Origin of the sequence: Levilactobacillus suantsaiihabitans (assembly GCF_004745505.1) — a bacterium.
Classification (GTDB): domain Bacteria; phylum Bacillota; class Bacilli; order Lactobacillales; family Lactobacillaceae; genus Levilactobacillus; species Levilactobacillus suantsaiihabitans.
The window spans coordinates 50,959-69,214 of sequence record NZ_RKLX01000014.1 but is presented as its reverse complement, the minus strand read 5'-3'; the positions used below and the strand labels follow the sequence as shown (position 1 = coordinate 69,214).

The following is an 18,256-nucleotide window of genomic DNA, read 5'->3' as shown; positions in this document are numbered from 1 at the left end:
TCCTCGCTTTCAATTGGTTTCGACGACTTGATTGTAGCACAGAGGTGATATGCCTCTTTTTTATACAAAAATGGCGTCGATGGAGTTCTCCATCAACACCAAATATCATAGAACCGTTTATCCTAACCTACTTCCGATCCCCGTTCAGGCGCCGGACGCTCTGCCGGTTCACCAGCTGGATCGGCGTGATCTTCTGTGGCAGGGCTTCCTTGGCCCGCAGCTGTTGGACCCCGGCAATACCCATTTCGTAAAAATTCTGCGACACGCTGGTCAGTGACGGTTGGACCAGACTACACAGTTCCGTGCCATCGATGGCGATGATCGACAGGTCGGTCGGCACCGCCAAGCCCAGGTCGCGGGCCTGGTTCATCACGCCGATGGCCGCCATGTCACTGGCCCCGACGACAGCCGTCAATGACGTTTTTGCGCCGTACGCCCGCATGGCCGTTTGCCCGGCGGCGTAGCTGTAATTGCCCAACTGAATCCAATCCGGCGCCGCGGTGATACCGGCATTCTTCAGGGCCTGCGTGTAGCCAAGCACGCGCAACCGGCCGGTATGAAAGTCGCTGTCGACACCCGCCAACCCGATGCGGCGGTGCCCTTGGTCAAGCAGCGCCTGGGTGGCCAGATAGCCGACCTGCCAGTCATCGGAAGTGATGTAGGGCAGCCGCTCGCCGTCAAAGGAGATCGACAAGAAGCAATACGGAAGCTGGGACTGTTGCAGCAACGTTAAATTCTCCGCCGCCAGGTCCACCGACAACAGTAAGATGCCCATCACCGGCCGTTCAATCACGGTCATCAGCGCCCGCCGTTGTTGCTCGGCATCGGCATCCCCTGCGTACAAAATAATGACGTTCAAGTCGTGCCGATGGGCCTCGGCCTGGATACCCTCGATGATCTGACTGGCAAAATTGGTCTTGGTCGAATTGACCACGGCCGCAATCACGTGACTTTGCCGGGTAACCAGCTCAGCGGCCGCCGTGTTCTTCTGATACCCCAAGGTTGCCGCCGCGGCCTGGACCTTCTGGGCCGTGGCCGCACTAAAGAAGGCGGTCTTATGGGCCAACACCCGCGACACGGTGGCCGTGGAGACCCCCGCTAATTTGGCAATGTCTTTAATCGTTGCGGCCATCTCGACCACCTCGCTTTCAACTGGTTTTGCATCTGTTCTTATTCTACCGTTAATCGCGAAAAACCACAAAGCCAATCCCGTCAAAATGGGCAAATTTACACAAACGTTTGCTTTATTGTTTTAAAGCTATTGTAAACGTTTGTGTAAAGTGCTAGAATTCAAATTGTAAGCGGTTACTTAATTTATTTGATCGATGTATGCACTTATTCTAGCTTTCATTTTTGAGGAGGAATCACTATGGCACAAAATACCGCCTTAGATGGTGAGCCCGCCACCACGACCACTACCACGGTCGCCGACAACTCACTACCCAAACTACCATTAAAAACGATCTTCGCCATGACGTTTGGCTTTTTCGGCGTCAACATGGCCTTTTCCCTACAGTCGTCCCAGATGGGGCGGATCTTCCAGACGATTGGCGCGGACCCGACGAAACTCGGGTTCTTCTTCCTGTTGCCGCCACTGGCCGGGATGGTCGTCCAACCCCTGATTGGGAAATATTCCGACATCACCTGGAACCGGTTCGGTCGGCGGATGCCGTACCTCATGATTGGTGCCCCCATCGCGGCGTTGGTCATGATTCTACTGCCTAACGCCGGGTCCTTTGGCTTTGGCTACGCGTCACTGGCCGCCCTATTATTTGGGGCCGTCGCCATCTTGTTCATGGACCTATCGTCTAACGTCTGCATGCAACCGTTCAAGATGATCATTGGCGACATGGTCAATGAAGACCAAAAGGATCTGGCCTGGTCTTGGCAACAATCCTACTCCAACTTGGGTGGGGTCTTAGCCACCATCTTCCCCTTCGTTTTGACCTGGTTTGGCGTGTCCAACGTGGCCGCTAAGGGGACCGTGCCGCTGTCCGTGCGGTTGGCCTTTTATATCGGCGCCGCAATTCTGTTGCTCACCTCAATCTACACGATCATCTCGGTCAAGGAATACGACCCCGAGACCTACAACCGTTACCACCACGTGAAATCAGAGGCCAAGCAAAAGACCGCTAGCCTCTGGCACTTAGTCAAAACAGCACCCCGGGCCTTTTGGGAAATTTCCTTCGTCCAGCTCTTTGACTGGTTCGCCATTCAATACCTGTGGACTTACGGGACCGGCGCCATCGCCGACAACGTTTGGCACACCGCCGATGCTGCTTCTGCCGGGTATCAAGCCGCCGGTAACTGGTTCGGGATTCTGTCTTGCATCCAGTCCGTGGCCGCCGTTATTTGGGGCTTTGCCGTTCTGTCACACACCAAGCCGAACCAACGGAAATTCTGGTTCCGCATCAGCCTCATCATGGGTGGTCTGGGCATGATCTGGATCTACTTCATTCACTCACAATGGCTGCTAGTCTTGCCATTTTGCCTAATTGGTATCTGCTATTTGACCATGCAGACGCAAGCCATGTCCCTGTTCACCGAATCCTTGAACGGGAAAAATGAAGGGGCTTACCTGGGCCTGTTCAACTGTGGTATCTGCTTACCGCAGATCATCGCATCGCTCGCCAGTTTCGCCATCTTCCCGGCCATTGGGCAATCCATGCCCGGCATGTTGGTCATCGCCGGCATCGCCTTTCTCTTAGGCGCCGTCGCGGTGAGTGTTATTCATCCCAAATTATCCGAAAATTCTGTAAACTAAAGCTAACGTATTTCTATAGGAGGTTTTATCTTATGTCCAAGCAATGGTGGAAAAACGCCGTCGTTTATCAAGTTTACCCACGCAGTTACCAGGATAGTAACCACGATGGAATCGGGGATCTCCCCGGCCTGACCCAACGTTTGCCTTACATCAAAAAGTTAGGCGCCGATGTGATCTGGTTGAACCCCATTTACAAGTCCCCCGACAAGGACAACGGGTATGACATCAGCGACTACCGCAACATTCAAGACGTCTACGGCACCATGGCCGACTTCGACACGATGCTGCACACCGCCCATCAACAGGGGCTCAAAATCTTGATGGATCTGGTGGTCAACCACACGTCCGACCAGCACGACTGGTTCGAACAAAGCCGTCAGTCCAAGGACAATCCTTACGCCGACTACTACATCTGGCGCGACCCGGTCGATGGCCACGCGCCGAACAACTGGGGCTCTTACTTCAGTGGATCGGCCTGGACGTTTGAACCCAAGCGTCAACAGTACTACCTGCACCTCTTCGCGCCGGGCCAACCCGATTTGAATTGGGAAAATCCCCAGGTCCGCCAAGAGATCTGGAGCCTCATGCGTTTCTGGCTGGATAAGGGCGTCGATGGCTTCCGGATGGACGTCATCAACCTGATCTCCAAACCCGCCGGTCTCCCCGATGCGCCGCAAGCCCCTGGTGCCCCGTACGGTAACGTCGAACCCCTGGTCTCTGATGGCCCGAAGCTCAACGATTACCTGCGAGAAATGAACACCGAAGTGCTTTCTCACTACGACGTCATGACCGTCGGCGAAATGCCGGGGTCAACGCCAGCCGATGCCATTACCTACACCGGTTTAGACGCCAACGAACTGAACATGGTCTTCCAATTCCAACACGTCGGTCTTTCGCCTAACCCCGACCAGCGGCTGGGCAAATGGAACGACGCCCCGGTCAAGTTGACCGAATTAAAGGATGCCCTGTCACGCTGGCAAAAGGCCTTGGACGGCAAGGGCTGGAACAGCTTGTACTGGAACAACCACGACCAACCACGGGCCGTTTCTCGCTTCGGTAACGACACCCCCGCCTACCGCGACTTATCCGCGAAGATGCTGGGCACGACGCTACACATGCTGCAAGGCACGCCGTACGTTTACGAAGGTGAAGAACTGGGTGAAACCAACGTCCACTACACGTCGTTGGACCAATACGAAGACTTGGAGAGCCTCAACGCCTACCACGAAATTGTGGATGACGAAAAGCTCATTGAACCCCAGACGATGCTGACCTACCTATCCCACATGTCTCGGGACAACGCCCGCACGCCAATGCAATGGGATGACACCACCAACGCCGGCTTCTCTGATGCGCAGCCGTGGTTTGCGGTCAATCCCAACTACACCACCATCAACGCTGCGGCCGAAGTCGACGACGACCACTCCGTCTTCAACTACTACCGGCGGCTGATTGCCCTGCGCCACAACAGCGATTTGATCGTCCACGGCACCTACGAGGAACTCGACCCCGATGACGACCAAGTCTTCGCTTACCGGCGCCACTACCAGGGCCAAACGTTACTGGTCATCAGTAACTTCACCGACCAAACGGTGACCCGCGATTACGACCAGGACACAGCCAGTGAAAAGCTCATCGGTAACTACGCCGACGACCAGGGAACCACGTTGCGGCCTTACGAAACCAAAGTTTACCTGTTTAAATAATCAATTTTGATATCTGAAGGTTGAAAGACAAAAATCAACTGGACCCATTGTTATCATGCAACTCGTGACGTCAAAAGTAGTCGCTTTCAGCCTCACAATCCGAACTGGCCGCCTACCGTTCGCCAAATATGGGTTGGAACGCTGGGGCGGACGGGCCGAGCCAAAGGGCGGTCTCGACGCCTCGCTTTGAGCCGAAGTTCACGTCTCAAAGACGCCAGTTGCCTAAGCGGCATGAACCGCGCCGCTAAGGCAACTCCCACGGCTGAACCCATATTTGGCGAACTCTCGGCTAAGGTAGTGCTTGCCAGCAACAGTCATCTTAACCCCAGATAATAGCTGCCATTGACGACTAGTCTTTAATTAACACAATGTTGCTGATAGACGTCAACCTTGCCGGAGGCAGCCAGGGTGGAGCCAGCTGTGTCGGCGGTGTTGGCTGAGGTTTTGTCTCAGCCTACAGCGCGGGACGACTTGAGAGACTGGTGATTTTTGCCAGGCTTTCAAGCGAACCGGAAGACAGCCCCTCAGGCTGGAGGTGTTCCCCAGAGCAGGCGGAACCCTAGCCTGACGCAGGCGCCTGGTTTCACCAATTTTAGATATCAAAACACTACTGTTACGGTAATCAGCGCGTTAATTTCACTTTCAACCTTCAGTATCTAAAAGCATCAGCCCCTCAGCGACTGCGAGCGTTGAGGAGCTGGTGTTTTTTGTCTAATCTAACGGAAACAGGGGCAACTCCGCCAAATATCGGATATCTCGCCGCGAGACCGCCCCGCCTTCGGCCAAGATGGCCAGCTGGCCCACGACCGTTGCGCCGGCCTGTTCGATCAGCGCACGGGCGGCCGTCAATGATCCGCCGCTACTGATGACGTCATCGACGATCACCACCCGCTTGGCCACTAACCGATCGGCGTCGGTGCCGTCCAGCACCAGTTCTTGCGGCGCACTGGTGGTAATGGCGTTGACTGGCAACTTGATGGGCGCGCGCATGTAGTCTTTGGTCGACTTGCGTAACACCACGAATTGCGGGTGGTCGGTCAACCGACTCAGTTCCTGGGCCAGCGGAATGCCCTTGCTTTCCAAGGTCACCAAGTAATCAAAGTCCGCCGGCATGAATGCCAACAATTCCTTGGCGGCGTAATCCGTCAGTTCCGCATCCCCCAACAGCACAAACGAGGCGATAGCCAGGTCCTGGCTAATGGGAATGATTGGCAATTGGCGCGTAAGTGGTCCGATCTTCAACTGATATGTTTTCACAACTTAAACCCCCAGTCCGAAAAGTGGCAAGACAAATTTCAACACGCCGCCGGTCAACAGGCCAGCGAACGGATCGACCGTGGCCGTCACGACTAATGTCAACGCCGCAATCGTGGCATCGGCACCGTGCAAGGCCGTCGTCGCATCGGCGGGGAAGATGACCACCGCCCCTAAGATGAACAGAAAACCGGCAATCGAGGCGCTGGGCACGTATTTCCCCAACTTGGGCAACCAGCCGACCGCTAGAATCGCCGCCATGATCAGCATCATCATGATGCCGGCCACGACGGGCTCCGGAGCACTGGCCGTGGCCGAGATGATGGTCTCGACTGGCGCCCCACCCAGTAGACTCGTCCCCATGTCGGCCAGCGACTGCGTGATAGTCAACAGATTCAGATTTACTGGATTGGGCTTGATTCCGGTCATTTCACCGGTGATCAACCCGTATGAGATGTTGGCGCCAATGTTTAAACACGCCAAGCTCAAGGCTCCGCGGATGACCCGAGGATTGACGGTCGGCTTGGTAAAAACGAACCGGCGCGCCGTCACGTGAGCCGGCAGTTCGGCGCGGTAGTGTTGTAGGCCCACCGCGGCTAGGCTCGCCCCCACGACCGACACCCCGATGGTCCACACCAGATCCTTGGTCACCAAGTACGTCAGGGCGGCCAGGGCCACGGAGACCCACCCGGTCAAGCGCTCATTTTTCGCCATCCCCAGGGCAATTCGGACCAGCATCACCCCGACCCCCGCCATCATCCCGGCCATGATCTGGTCACCCAAGATGGCAACGATTTTGGTCAGGGTACCGGTCACCCCGATCAGCAACATGATCATGGAACCCCCGAGGATGATCGACGTACGTTCCCGCAGATTTCGCCCCAACTTGCCAGTCAACGCCAACGACTCGGCTTGAAAGGACAGCGGCGCCACCGCCCCAAAGACCCCATTGACCCCCGACGCAAAGAGAAATGAAAACATCGTTGGAAAAATGGCAAAGCCCAACGACATCGCCATGATGCCCTGTGGAATGCCGTTTAAGACCACGCCAATCGCCGCTAACAAGTCCGCCAACCAATGCACACCTGATTCCCCCACTCGTTTAAAATTCGTATTTGTTTCACCATCATACGGGATGGCCGCGAAAAAGTCTACTATTTTTCTCAAATATACGAACATTTATAATTAAAATCGTTATTAAATTCGCATATGGTTTAGTGATTAAAAAAGTGAGCCACGCAATCCATCGTGGCCCACATCTTTGTGGGTTGCATTTAATTAGTCCCGGTGTAATTGCCGTTCCGTCCCGGCTACTCGCAACAACTGCCAAGCTGTGGGCAACGTTAAGGCTGTCAGGTGCCCCGTTGTCAGAGCCACCACGTCTTGCGCCAATTTGCCGGCCCGCGTATCGCACCCTAACGGCACGTACGCGTCACAACTGGCATCTTGGTCCAAGAGCTGGTGGAACAGCTGCCGCAAGACCGTCACACCCGCCGGCAACAGCAGTTGATGTTCCGATAGGCCAAGTTGTTGCAGCCAGCACTGCGCCTGGCCGGCCATGCCATTCAACCGGGCGAGGGATACGGCGGCGTCCTTGTGCTGCGCCACCATCAAGGCCACCAGGGCTCCCAGCGTGGCCAAGACCGTGGCGTGGTCCATCGCGGCCAGGTCGACTAGCAGGTAGGTGGCTGGCGTGGTGGGCGCCGTGGCGCTTGGCCAAGCCGCGGTCACCTGATCGGCTAGGCGACCGTAGATGCTGTGGGCTACCCGGTCCAGTAACGTTTCGGCCGAGAGTTGTGGCACGATTTTAAGCGTATCGGTAGCCTCATCGATCACCAACAAATCGCGCGCATCCGGGCCACTCAACGCCGCCGCGCTGATTGTCGGATCCGTTGACCACGACAGCAGCGGCTCGAAGTCTGCCCCGGCACGTTGCACGTTAAACTGTCTCACACCCCCACCACCTTTCTTCATCCCGTAGTGTACCCCCTTCGCCCTACCTGAAGGCAACCCCTTTGCTTAAATTTCCAAGACAAATGCTTGCGCTAGTCAAATGAGACGCGTATGATAGATAGCATCACTTACAGTTAGTCGAACGCTAACCCTTGAAGGAGGAACCGGGCATGTCTTACACCATTCACGAAGTCGCCCAAAAGCTAGGGATTTCTACCTATAGCATCCGGTATTACCACGATCATGGCATGTTGCCGTACGTGCAACGCGATGAGAACAACAACCGTGTCTTCAATGACGTGGACCTCGAATGGCTACACGTCATCGTTTGCCTCCGGGGCACCGGGATGCCCGTTGAACGGATTCAACACTATCTCGACTTGGTCCAAGAGGGTGACAGTACCATTCCTGAACGCTACGCCATGATGCAAGCGCAACAGGAACGGACGCTAAGCGAAATCGCTGACTTAAAGCACCATCTTTCAACCATCAATTTCAAGGTGGAGCACTATGCGACCATCATGAAAAACCACGAACCCGATAGCTTTGTGCCGTCAAATTTGCGCGACACGGCCGCTGACCAAACGGTGTAAGCTTGACCGGCTCCCACTAGCATGCATCACAATAACCGCACCAAATCAGCTATGACCTCCGCAACATTGGGCCATGGTTTTTTGTTGGTCGTGGGTCCTTGTCGGCTAGCCGAAACGGCGGATAACCCGCCATCGGTGCCGCTTTCATTTTCCGAGTCAAGTTTCTTGTACCCCCTTTACTAATATGCTAATATTAACAGCCTGTGAAGCATTTATTGCGTATTTTATAAAAGGGGGGATAACCCTTGGAAACAACTTTACTTCCGCATTGGCGGCGCAATATTTATTTATTTTTAACCAGTCAGTTTCTGTCCGGAATCACCAGTATGGTCGTGCAATACGCCATCATCTGGTATCTGACCAAACAGACCGGTTCGGCCACGGTCCTCAGCCTTGCCACGTTGCTAGGCATGTTGCCGATGGTCCTGCTCAGTCCGTTCGTTGGCCCCTTCGTCGACCGACTCAACAAGAAGGCCTTGTTGATCGTTCCCGACGTGGTCGCAGCCATCTTTGCCATTATTTTGTCCGTTGTCGGGACGCTACAGGCGACCTTTCCGCTGTGGCTGATCTTCATTTCACTCTTAGTCCGTTCCATCGCGCAGACCTTTCAGATGCCCACCATTCAGTCGATTCTACCGACCATGGTGCCCGCTGAAGAACTGACACGCATCAACGGCCAGCTGGGCATGGTCCAGTCGGCCAACATGATCATCGCGCCAGCACTCGGGGCCTTTCTATTTGCCATCATCCCCATGAATTTCTTAATTTTAGTGGATGTTTTGGGTGCCATCATTGGGATTAGTCTATTGACCTTCGTCATGATTCCGGAACATCCGGCGATCGACGAAAAGGTCCACGTCCTGGCCGATGCCAAATTTGGGCTGGATAAGCTCCGCCACACCCGCGGTCTGTGGGCCATCACCATGATTGGCGCGACGTTTACGCTGATGTTCATGCCCGCCGCCAGCCTGTATCCGTTGATGACCATGGGTTATTTCCACGGAACGGTCGGCCAGGCCGGGCTGATTGAAGTCATCTATTCGGTCGGCATGCTGGGCGGGGGCGCTATCATCGGCCTGTTCGGCAATTGGCGTGACCGCATGAAACCCATCTTTTGGGCGACCATCGCCATGGCCGTGACCTTTGGCGGCAGTGGGCTTTTGCCCGGCAATCAAACCGGCTTCGTTTGGTTTGTGATTTTAAACGTTCTGGCCGGTGCCGTGACGCCATTTTACAGCACCCTACTGATGGCGATGATTCAACAGAGCTTCCCCGCTAACGAATTGGGCCGGGTCCTGGGCGTCTTAAACTCCCTGACCAGTATCGCCGGGCCCGTGGGCCTGATCTTTGCCGGGCCGATTGCCGACGCGATTGGCGTGGAAAAACTGTTTATCATCGGCGGCGTGGGGTCTTTGATCTGTGGGTTAGCCATGTTGGCCATGCCTAGCGTGCGCGCCTACGATCAGCAGTTACAAGCCCGCTTGGCAGCCGAAGCTGAGCCGGTTGTGGAAGAGTCGTTGGAGTAACCACCATTTTTTTAATCTGCGAGACGCCTGGTCACGAGACTGGGCGTCTTTTTTTAGTTGGCCAACTTTCTCAATCTCTCTTCTTGACAAAATGAATGAATTGATTTAATATTCATTCAGTAAGGAGGACCTCACATGGACGATAAACAACAACGTTTATTCACGGCCGCCCGCGACCTTTTCTTGGCCAACGGCTTCAAGGCCACCAGCATCGCCGACATTGCCGCCCGGGCCAACGTCGCGGTCGGCACCTTTTATAATTTTTATGATGCCAAGTCAAGCATCTTCCTGGCCGTCTACAACGCGGAAAACGAGCGGGTCAAACGGGCCATTCTGGCCAACGTGGACCTCACCGCCGACCCGGCCACCGTCTTGCGGACCGTGATTCGCCAAATCTTCACGCAATCCGCAGATAATCTGATCTTACAAGAATGGTTTCAAAATCCCAAGCTCAATCGCCAGATCGCCCAGGCTAACCAAAACGCCGTGGCCGATAGCGTGGTCTACGCCACCCTGTTGACGCTGATCGACCGCTGGCAGGTACAAGGCCTACTGGCGCCGACCATGACCAAGGCCCGTGCCGTCAGCCTGTTCAACGCCCTCACCGTCGTGGATTTCCATCAAAGCGAGATCCAGACGGACGATTACTTTCAGGTGCTCAACGACCTGATCACCGGGATTCTCAAAGTCGTTTTAAAATAGCCAGTGCGGTTATTTTTTTATCAATAAAATGAATGAATTTAAATAATATTCATTCACACTCACAAAGGAGTTAATATGAAAAAAATGTTAATCACGATCGGTATCCTCATCCTCGTTTTGGCCCTCGTCTCTGGCGGCCTGATTGCCTGGGCCAACGCCAGTCATCACCGCATCAACGTCAACCGGCTGACCGTGCGCCCCCTCACCGACCGCCAAGTCACGCTGACCGCGGCACCTAAGACCTTGAATCTGCGTGTCCAAACGGCCGTGATCACCATCCGTTCCGGCGCCCAAAACCGACTGGACCTGACCAACGTCGCCGCCGACCAGTATCACCTGGACCAGCAAAACGACACCCTCAGTCTGACCGAAACGGCGGCGGATCGCCACCAATTGACACTGGGACGGTCCGCCAAGATCGTGCTCACTCTGGCCAACGCCGATGACCTCGACGCCGTCACCATCCATCAGCTCAACGGCACGCTCAACCTAACCGACCTGACGACCCACCACCTCGAGGTCCACCACCACAACGGCACGACTCAAGCCCACCGTCTCACCGTTACGGGTGCCGGCCGATTGATCAAGGACAACGGTAGCACCACGTTGACTCAGCTAACGAGCGCCGGGTTGAACGTCGCCGTGAAAAACGGCCAGGCTCACCTCAACGGCCGCCGCGTCGCCACCAGTAACCACGACTACACCATCGCCGGCCAACATCCCCTGACCATCACCAGCGGTTCCGGTCAGGTTAAAATTACCCAATAATCAAAAAACTTGCCCACTCCCAGGAGAATCCTCCCAGGTTGGGCAAGTTTGCTTTAACAAGTATTTTCTATTCGCGAAATTAATATCGAAAACGGCCTACATTTTCTTCTCGAAGCCTTCCATCGGTGCCGCTTCATTTTGGTAATCCACCGCCGTAGCGGGATCCGTGGTGAAATGCATCACCGAGTAAAAGGCCCCTTTTAGGTAGTATTGCATGGCGACTGGAATCTTCAATTCGGTCATTTCCGATGGGGACAGCTGGTAGCGGATGCTGGCCTCATCATGGTCCTCGACCTTTTCCATCCATTGCGGTTCGCGAATCATTTCGCGGCCCATCGCCACCAGATCGGCACCCATGGCTAAAACGGCTTCGGCATCGGCGGGTGTTTCCACGGACCCGACACCGATCAACGGCTTGCGTCCAGCTAATTGGGCAACAAATTTCTTCATAATTGGCTCGTGATCGGACTTGTCGTTCAATGAGGTCCGTTGGGCAGAACCCATGGACATGTGGACGTAATCCACTGGGGAGTCCGCTAGCATCTCCAGGAAGGCCAAGCTGTCGGCCAACCGGATGCCGGGCGTTTCGATTTCTTCCGGCGAGATGCGGTAGCCCAGTAAGAATGGTCGGTCCGCGTAGGTAGCGATGGCTTCGTGAACGCGGGCAATCACGGCCTGGGCCAGTCCCATGCGCGCATCGCGGTCGCCACCCCACTTGTCGGTCCGGCGATTTGAGTTGGGTGAGAAGAATTGCTGGAGCAAATACGTGTTGGCCCCGTGCAACTCGACGCCGTCAAACCCCGCCGCAATCGCCCGCCGCGTGGCCTCACCAAAGGCTACGATCAGCTCGTCGATTTCGTCGGCCGTCATTTCTCGTGGCGTCTGGGAATCGGCCGGAAAGACGGCCTTCACCGCGCTGGCACTGACCGGTTGTTGGCCGCGCAAGATGCTGTCGTTAGACTTGCGCCCGGCGTGGAAGATCTGCAAGACGGCCTTGGTCCCATTGCGCTTCATGGCATTGGCGAGCTTACTGAGACCGTCAATATCCGTGTCGTCGGCAATCGACAGCTCCCCTTCAAAGCCCTTACCACCGGGCACAACGTTGGCAACTTCACCAATGATCAGCCCCACACCACCAGCCCGGGCGCTGTAAAAGTCGATTTCATCATTGGTCACGTGCCCGTCGTAAAAGCTGGACATGGTCGTGGTGGGTGACATGACCACGCGGTTCTTTAAGGTCACACCGTTCGCAAATGCATAGGAATCCTGAAAATGATAAGTCATGGAAGTTTCCGCCTTTCTTGATCACAGGTTTGGATTGCGTTTAAAATCGGTCGGAGCGTCTCGCCCGCGGTGGTCAACGTCCAACCGTGTTTCACGTGAAACATAATCAGGTGGTGGCGCCACAATTGCCACAGGCCGACCCCGCATTGGCGACGTTGCAATCGCGGCAATTGGCGTCGCAACCGGCTCCCGAATTGCGGCCCGTCAGCCAGCAACAAGAGCAAGTGCCATTGCGTGGGCGTGCCGACCAGACTGTGCGTCACCGCCAGGCCCCGAACTGTTGGCTGCATTGGGCCACCTCCTTAACGAGACCTAGCATAACCGGCTGGGCCAAATAAAAAAAGAAGGCACTTAAAAGTACCTCCTAGGTCAAGTGTCTGAAAGATTGCGTCCCAGACGCTAGTTCGTCGTTAAAATATGGCTAAAGCCGCTGTGATCATGGGTGACTTCCATGTCCGGCACCTCGCTGGCCCGGCGTTCACCCCACACCGACATCTGCACCAAGATTTGGCCCAATGACCGGCCCAAATCCGTCAAGGCGTAAGTCACTTTAAAAGGGGCCCGCTCACCGGACACGTGTCGGACGATGATGCCGTCTTGCTCGAGCTCGCGGAGTTGTTGCGTCAACACCTTTTGCGAAATGGCCGGCAATTCCCGCCGCAGGTCACACGTTCGTTGTGGCCGATTACCTAGGTGGCAGAGCAGTTGTGGCTTCCATTTACCGCCGATGACGCCCAGCGTTGCCTCAACCCCATTGTCATATGACTTCTTCACGTGATGACCTCCCAACTGTTTTTTCCATTGTACGCCCTAACCGCCCATTTGGGGAGTAGGCACCTTTTGGTAAGTATGCTCGGTTCATCAATTATTAATAACTAATAATTATTGATAATAACTAATAGCAAGAAAAATGATTGGTTGACGACATCTCTCCGTAACCAATCATTTTCAGTGAGTCACTATTCTGCTGGCACCGCCATCACGTTGGTATCGACGACTCCGAATTCGCGGCGCATGGCCGCTTCGATCTCTTCGCCCAGGCGATAACTGTCCTTGACTTCCATGTGCGGGTCGACCGCGATGACCAGATCGACCGTCACCACGTTGCCGTTGTAATGGGCTTTCAAATCCGCCACGTATTTAACACTGGGAAACCCAGCCGCCGCTTGTCGGAACTGGTCTTCGACTTGGGGGTCAAAGTAATCCGCCAGATTCAAACTGCTTTCGCGGAAAATCTTGATGCCCGCCGTCAAAATAAAGATCCCGACCAACAGACTGGCGACCCCATCGAGCCAGGTCAGCTGAAACGCTAGCGCGCCGCCAATGGCGATCATGGTGCCCAGACTGGTCACGGCGTCGCTCAAACTATCTTGGGCCGCGGCCGTGAGGGCAGCATTTTTCAATTTCCGCCCAGCGCGCCGGTTCAACCACCAGACGCCCAGCATGATGACCGTCGCCACGCCGGCCCCCAGTAAGGTAATCGGCTGGGGAATCTCCTGGTCGCCCGGGTGCATCAGACTCTTGATGCCACCGTAAATGACGCTGGCCGCAATCGCAATCATGACGATCCCGGTGATCATGGTGAAGACCGTCTCGTAGTGAAACCGCGTTAACTGAAGCCGTTGACCGCTGTGGCTATAATCCTCCGGCAGCGGTTGGCCCATCAGGTCGTCATCATGAATGTCGCGGGCAATGTAGATCCCAATCAGCAACAGGACCGAGGAAATAATCCCCGATAGATTATTAAACGCATCGGCACGCAAGGTTTGTGAATGGCCGATCACCGCGAGATAAAACTCGATCACGGAAATCGCCAAATACGCACCCACGTTCAGGTACAAATGGCGTTGCGCGCCCCGCAGCTTGGCCAATTCCGCCTGTTGCCGGGCTTTCCAGGCCGCCTGCTCGCGTTGCCAATGTGCTTGCATTTCTTCTTTCATCCAATCAACCCTCTCATCCGCTTAGCTAGGTCCATTATAGCCCTTCGACTGGCGAACGAAACGTTTCTTAGCAAGGATGCGGCAGTTAAATTCGGCCACCTGCCACAACCAGACGAGCCGATCACTTGGCCGTAAAGACCGCGTGATCGACCTGTTGGCCTAGCCGGTTCATCGCCGGAATCTGTTCGGCTAGCTGACCGTGTTGCGACAGCGCCACGACCACCACTGCGCGCTGACCGTGCGCGAAAATCGCGGCGTCGTTTTCCACCCCATAGGTGTCAAACTCACCGGTCTTGTTGTAGACCTGGCGACTGGCCGGCACGTTCGCCGGTAATTTGGTGTGATTGGTATTGGCCGCCAGCAGTTTGAGCATGGCGGTATCGGCTGTCGGCGAGATCAGTTGGTGGTGCCACAATTTCATTAATAATTGGCCTAAATCCCGCGCCGAGGTCACGTTGTCTCGCCCGGCTGCCAAGGCTTTTTGGTCCATCATCAGCCGGCGTAACCGCGTCTGAGTCGCCCCCAGCCGCTGGATCTCACGATTGACCACGGCCCGCCCGCCAACTTCGCGAATGATGATATTGGTGGCGGTGTTATCACTCACCGTCATCATGGCCTTGAGCAACGCTTGATTGGTGACGCGGGTACCCGCCGGTTGGGCCTGTAAATTACCGGTGCCGCCGACCTTATCGGCTTCGCGTAACGTATACGGCGTGGCTAGCTGAAAGGTTCCCGCCACCACCTGTCGATAGACCGTGGCTAAAATAAATAACTTAATATCGCTGGCCGCTTTTTGCGAACGATCGTGCCAGCTCAGTGTTTGGCCAGCAGTGGTCTGGATATAGACCGCATTTTGCCCGGCCAACCGGCCCATGGTCCGCTGGGCAATCGACCGCAGGGGCAGCTGGACCCGGCTCGGAGCTGATTTCGGTTTAGCCGCGGTGTGGCGGGCTTTGCTCGACGTCGCTGAGTGCTGCGTTTGCGAGTGACGCACTGCCGACGACGCTGTGGTATGCGTGGCGGGATGCGCTGCTACTGGGCGTTGACACCCCGCTAAGGCCATCCCCGCGCTGATTGTCAGGCCAAAAATTAGCCACCATCGCCATTTCATCAATTTCTGCCTCCTCAAAAAATGGGCCCGGGACAAAACCTCCCGGGCCCGTTCGCGTCACTTCTACATAGCTGAAACGTGCGCCAACAGGCAGCCGGTTCCACTTAAAACTGCTAATCAAACAATCCAAGCCCGGGATTATTCGGTTAGCAGCCTTAATGCTCGCCGGCTAATCGCCTTTTGTCTCACTCTCATCTGCCTATTCTACTGAATTACTGCATCCAAACTTCGTTGACTAAATCGCCATCGTAGGAATTGCCATCGGTCAAGACAATATCATCATCGTACGACGTGTAGCCGTAGTAGGCCTCGTGCTCGCCATTGCTCCAGGTCACGTCGATCTCAACGTTGGCGTCGATGGTCTTGGTATCGTTGGTGCCGGTCGTCACGTCATAGGACAATACGCCGGTCGCACCGGAATTCTTGATGGTCGCCGTTCCGTGGAAGGCTGAACCGTCATTGTTATTTTGAACCACGGTCCCATCCCCGTGAATCGTCAGGGTCTCTTGTTGCCGGTCGCCGTCGTCATCGTTGTAGAAGTAATAGTCGCCGGTGTACTTGCTGTAACCGTCAAAGCTATGATTCGTGGTTGGCGTCGTGGTGGTCGTGCCCCCACTGGCCTGGCTGGTCGTGCCACTGGTCCCCGTGGTCTTGCCCTGGTTTTTCTTCAGCAAAAACTTATCATTGCTCTTCTGTAAGCTGAAAAATTCCGTCTTGAGCGCGCCAAAGCCTTTCTTGTTCAAATCGGTCAGGTTGATTGTACTCAATTTTTGATTAGACTTTTTATATTTGCCGTCAGCGTTCAGTTCCTGTGCGGCCTTGATGATCGACTCGTCCTTAGCCGTTTTGCCGCTGGTCTTCTTGCTCGATTGTGCCTGTTTGAGGGCATCCTTGACCTGATGGCCACTCAAACTCGATGAACAACCCGCCAGACCGCTGGCCGCCAATCCGACTGCCAGTAAGGTCAGCCAGTGTGTATGCGTCATCATTTAACTCCGCCTCCATTTAAAAGATTACTATGTATCCTAAGGTCAAGTTTACGGCAACTAGTCAACAACTACAACGGCTAGCAACCAATATAACTAAATAAATAAACAGTTTTGCCCCAACGTCATTTGGTGTCGTTGCGCAAAATTGCAGCAGGGGGTTCACGACCGGCTGAAACCTCCTGGCCCACCCGCTGACCGGGTAAAATCACACTTAAATGAGAACAATTTGTTTAGCCTTTCATTAACCCGGCAGCCAATTTGTAAGCGCTAAATTAATTTTCTTTTAACTCAGAGAATACTATCAGAATGGCGATACCGCCTGGTTTTATCGCCCAACTAACCAACTCTTTTTCGAAACCAGTTGCAAACTGTAAATTTTTTAGTTATAATTGCTTTGTGAAATTGGTACCAATGATTTTCAAAACTTCCGAAAGAAGGCATTTGTATAATGGCTGAACGTAGTTATGATTTTCTTATGCCCAGCGTCAACTTTTTTGGCCCTGGCGTAATTAGCAAGATTGGTGACCGTGCGAAGATGTTAGGGATGAAGAAGCCCGTCATCGTAACGGATAAGTTCCTTGAAGGAATGAAAGACGGTGCGGTTGAACAAACGCTCGACTCCTTAAAGGCTGCTGGTGTTGACTACGTTGTCTACAACAACGTTGAACCGAACCCTAAGATTCGGAACATCAAAGAAGTTAAGAAACTTTACGAAGAATCAGGCGCCGACTCCATCATCACTGTTGGTGGGGGCTCTGCTCATGATACTGGTAAAGGTGCCGGCATTATCCTGACGAACGGTGACGACATCACCAAATTAGCCGGGATCGAAACGCTGGACAAGGCTTTGCCACCATTGATTGCCGTTAACACAACTGCTGGGACGGGTTCAGAATTAACTCGCCACGCCGTTATCACGAATGAAGAAACTCACTTGAAGTTCGTGGTCGTTTCATGGCGGAACATTCCGCTGGTTTCCTTCAACGACCCAACCTTGATGTTGGACGTGCCGAAGGGCTTAACGGCCGCAACTGGGATGGACGCCTTCGTTCAATCCGTTGAACCATACGTTTCCGTTGACCACAACCCGATCACCGACTCACAATGTATCGAAGCCATCAAGTTGATTGAAACTTCCTTACGTGAAGCCGTTGCCAATGGGCACAACCTGGAAGCGCGGACCAAGATGGTCGAAGCTGAAATGTTAGCCGGGATGGCCTTCAACAACGCCAACTTAGGTTACGTTCACGCCATGGCTCACCAATTGGGTGGTCAATACGATGCCCCTCATGGTGTTTGCTGTGCTTTGCTGTTGCCTTACGTTGAAGAATACAACATCATCGCTTGCCCAGAACGCTTCGCTGAATTAGCTAAGATCATGGGTGAAAACACCGATGGCTTGTCTACACGTGACGCTGCTGAATTGTCCATCAAGGCCATGAAGCAATTGTCCGAAGACGTTGGTATTCCACACTCTATCAAGGAAATCGGTGCTAAGCCAGAAGACTTCGAACTGATGGCCGAAAACGCCTTGAAGGATGGGAACGCCTTCTCCAACCCACGTAAGGGGACCAAGGAAGACATCATCAAGATCTTCCAAGCTGCTTACGACGCAAAATAACGACAACTTGCGCGACGATTGCGGCCAGTCCCGTAACCACTCGCG

At 54.5% G+C, this 18,256-nt stretch carries 17 protein-coding genes; 7 read left to right on the top strand and 10 right to left on the bottom strand.

Annotation, left to right across the window (positions count from 1 at the left end):
* Positions 1-127: 127 nt before the first annotated feature.
* Complete coding sequence (locus EGT51_RS09055) at positions 128-1,132, bottom strand: LacI family DNA-binding transcriptional regulator (protein WP_135368390.1); 1,005 nt, start codon at positions 1,130-1,132, stop codon at positions 128-130.
* Positions 1,133-1,369: 237 nt separating this feature from the next.
* Here EGT51_RS09055 and EGT51_RS09050 point away from each other — a divergent pair, with 237 nt between their 5' ends.
* Both EGT51_RS09050 and EGT51_RS09045 read left to right on the top strand, forming a co-directional pair.
* Positions 1,370-2,764: an SLC45 family MFS transporter gene (locus tag EGT51_RS09050; RefSeq protein WP_404819923.1), complete on the top strand. Its 1,395-nt coding sequence runs from the start codon at positions 1,370-1,372 to the stop codon at positions 2,762-2,764.
* A gap of 32 nt (positions 2,765-2,796) precedes the next feature.
* Positions 2,797-4,470, top strand: a complete 1,674-nt coding sequence (locus tag EGT51_RS09045) for a glycoside hydrolase family 13 protein (RefSeq protein ID WP_135368389.1) — start codon at positions 2,797-2,799, stop codon at positions 4,468-4,470.
* Positions 4,471-5,181: 711 nt separating this feature from the next.
* On the opposite strand, the gene EGT51_RS09040 is transcribed toward EGT51_RS09045, so the two are convergent.
* The 3 genes from EGT51_RS09040 to EGT51_RS09030 form a co-directional block, all read right to left on the bottom strand.
* Positions 5,182-5,727, bottom strand: a complete 546-nt coding sequence (locus EGT51_RS09040; protein ID WP_135368388.1) for a phosphoribosyltransferase family protein — start codon at positions 5,725-5,727, stop codon at positions 5,182-5,184.
* Between the two features lie 3 nt (positions 5,728-5,730).
* Positions 5,731-6,807, bottom strand: coding sequence for an NCS2 family permease (locus tag EGT51_RS09035; protein ID WP_135368387.1), 1,077 nt, complete (start codon positions 6,805-6,807; stop codon positions 5,731-5,733).
* Between the two features lie 195 nt (positions 6,808-7,002).
* Positions 7,003-7,698 carry a hypothetical protein gene (locus EGT51_RS09030; RefSeq protein WP_135368386.1) on the bottom strand — a complete coding sequence of 232 codons (696 nt, stop codon included), beginning with the start codon at positions 7,696-7,698 and terminating at the stop codon, positions 7,003-7,005.
* Between the two features lie 149 nt (positions 7,699-7,847).
* Here EGT51_RS09030 and EGT51_RS09025 point away from each other — a divergent pair, with 149 nt between their 5' ends.
* From EGT51_RS09025 to EGT51_RS09010, 4 genes are all read left to right on the top strand, one after another.
* A complete protein-coding gene (locus EGT51_RS09025; protein ID WP_135368385.1) occupies positions 7,848-8,270 on the top strand; it encodes a MerR family transcriptional regulator in 423 nt (140 codons plus the stop codon).
* A 245-nt stretch (positions 8,271-8,515) separates the two neighbouring features.
* Positions 8,516-9,796, top strand: a complete 1,281-nt coding sequence (locus tag EGT51_RS09020; RefSeq protein WP_135368384.1) for an MFS transporter — start codon at positions 8,516-8,518, stop codon at positions 9,794-9,796.
* A gap of 135 nt (positions 9,797-9,931) precedes the next feature.
* Positions 9,932-10,498, top strand: coding sequence for a TetR/AcrR family transcriptional regulator (locus EGT51_RS09015; protein WP_135368383.1), 567 nt, complete (start codon positions 9,932-9,934; stop codon positions 10,496-10,498).
* Positions 10,499-10,573: 75 nt separating this feature from the next.
* Positions 10,574-11,266 (top strand): DUF4097 family beta strand repeat-containing protein, encoded by a 693-nt coding sequence (locus EGT51_RS09010; protein WP_135368382.1) that lies wholly within the window; start codon positions 10,574-10,576, stop codon positions 11,264-11,266.
* 96 nt (positions 11,267-11,362) lie between these two features.
* Here the strand turns inward: EGT51_RS09010 and EGT51_RS09005 are convergent, their stop codons facing one another.
* From EGT51_RS09005 to EGT51_RS08980, 6 genes are all read right to left on the bottom strand, one after another.
* Positions 11,363-12,550: an NADH-dependent flavin oxidoreductase gene (locus EGT51_RS09005; RefSeq protein ID WP_135368381.1), complete on the bottom strand. Its 1,188-nt coding sequence runs from the start codon at positions 12,548-12,550 to the stop codon at positions 11,363-11,365.
* The gene (locus tag EGT51_RS09000; protein ID WP_135368380.1) at positions 12,547-12,840 is read right to left on the bottom strand and encodes a hypothetical protein; all 294 of its coding nucleotides are present in this window, start codon (positions 12,838-12,840) and stop codon (positions 12,547-12,549) included. The genes EGT51_RS09005 and EGT51_RS09000 overlap by 4 nt, the downstream gene beginning before the upstream one ends.
* A gap of 109 nt (positions 12,841-12,949) precedes the next feature.
* The gene (locus tag EGT51_RS08995) at positions 12,950-13,324 is read right to left on the bottom strand and encodes a winged helix-turn-helix transcriptional regulator (RefSeq protein ID WP_135368379.1); all 375 of its coding nucleotides are present in this window, start codon (positions 13,322-13,324) and stop codon (positions 12,950-12,952) included.
* Positions 13,325-13,509: 185 nt separating this feature from the next.
* A complete protein-coding gene (locus EGT51_RS08990) occupies positions 13,510-14,490 on the bottom strand; it encodes a cation diffusion facilitator family transporter (RefSeq protein ID WP_135368378.1) in 981 nt (326 codons plus the stop codon).
* A 121-nt stretch (positions 14,491-14,611) separates the two neighbouring features.
* Positions 14,612-15,601, bottom strand: a complete 990-nt coding sequence (locus tag EGT51_RS08985; protein ID WP_135368377.1) for a serine hydrolase — start codon at positions 15,599-15,601, stop codon at positions 14,612-14,614.
* A gap of 212 nt (positions 15,602-15,813) precedes the next feature.
* Positions 15,814-16,590 carry a hypothetical protein gene (locus EGT51_RS08980; RefSeq protein WP_225428709.1) on the bottom strand — a complete coding sequence of 259 codons (777 nt, stop codon included), beginning with the start codon at positions 16,588-16,590 and terminating at the stop codon, positions 15,814-15,816.
* Positions 16,591-17,038: 448 nt separating this feature from the next.
* Here EGT51_RS08980 and EGT51_RS08975 point away from each other — a divergent pair, with 448 nt between their 5' ends.
* The gene (locus EGT51_RS08975) at positions 17,039-18,211 is read left to right on the top strand and encodes an iron-containing alcohol dehydrogenase (protein ID WP_135368376.1); all 1,173 of its coding nucleotides are present in this window, start codon (positions 17,039-17,041) and stop codon (positions 18,209-18,211) included.
* The last annotated feature ends 45 nt before the right edge of the window (positions 18,212-18,256 follow it).

Bases quoted from the DNA above. Each gene is read 5' to 3' on its own strand.
- EGT51_RS09050 (WP_404819923.1), top strand. From the start codon at position 1,370: ATGGCACAAAATACCGCCTTAGATGGTGAGCCCGCCACCACGACCACT.
- EGT51_RS09000 (WP_135368380.1), bottom strand. From the start codon at position 12,840: ATGCAGCCAACAGTTCGGGGCCTGGCGGTGACGCACAGTCTGGTCGGC.
- EGT51_RS09015 (WP_135368383.1), top strand. From the start codon at position 9,932: ATGGACGATAAACAACAACGTTTATTCACGGCCGCCCGCGACCTTTTC.
- EGT51_RS09025 (WP_135368385.1), top strand. From the start codon at position 7,848: ATGTCTTACACCATTCACGAAGTCGCCCAAAAGCTAGGGATTTCTACC.
- EGT51_RS09010 (WP_135368382.1), top strand. From the start codon at position 10,574: ATGAAAAAAATGTTAATCACGATCGGTATCCTCATCCTCGTTTTGGCC.
- EGT51_RS09005 (WP_135368381.1), bottom strand. From the start codon at position 12,550: ATGACTTATCATTTTCAGGATTCCTATGCATTTGCGAACGGTGTGACC.
- EGT51_RS09030 (WP_135368386.1), bottom strand. From the start codon at position 7,698: ATGAAGAAAGGTGGTGGGGGTGTGAGACAGTTTAACGTGCAACGTGCC.
- EGT51_RS09055 (WP_135368390.1), bottom strand. From the start codon at position 1,132: ATGGCCGCAACGATTAAAGACATTGCCAAATTAGCGGGGGTCTCCACG.
- EGT51_RS08990 (WP_135368378.1), bottom strand. From the start codon at position 14,490: ATGAAAGAAGAAATGCAAGCACATTGGCAACGCGAGCAGGCGGCCTGG.
- EGT51_RS08975 (WP_135368376.1), top strand. From the start codon at position 17,039: ATGGCTGAACGTAGTTATGATTTTCTTATGCCCAGCGTCAACTTTTTT.
- EGT51_RS08980 (WP_225428709.1), bottom strand. From the start codon at position 16,590: ATGATGACGCATACACACTGGCTGACCTTACTGGCAGTCGGATTGGCG.
- EGT51_RS09045 (WP_135368389.1), top strand. From the start codon at position 2,797: ATGTCCAAGCAATGGTGGAAAAACGCCGTCGTTTATCAAGTTTACCCA.
- EGT51_RS08985 (WP_135368377.1), bottom strand. From the start codon at position 15,601: ATGAAATGGCGATGGTGGCTAATTTTTGGCCTGACAATCAGCGCGGGG.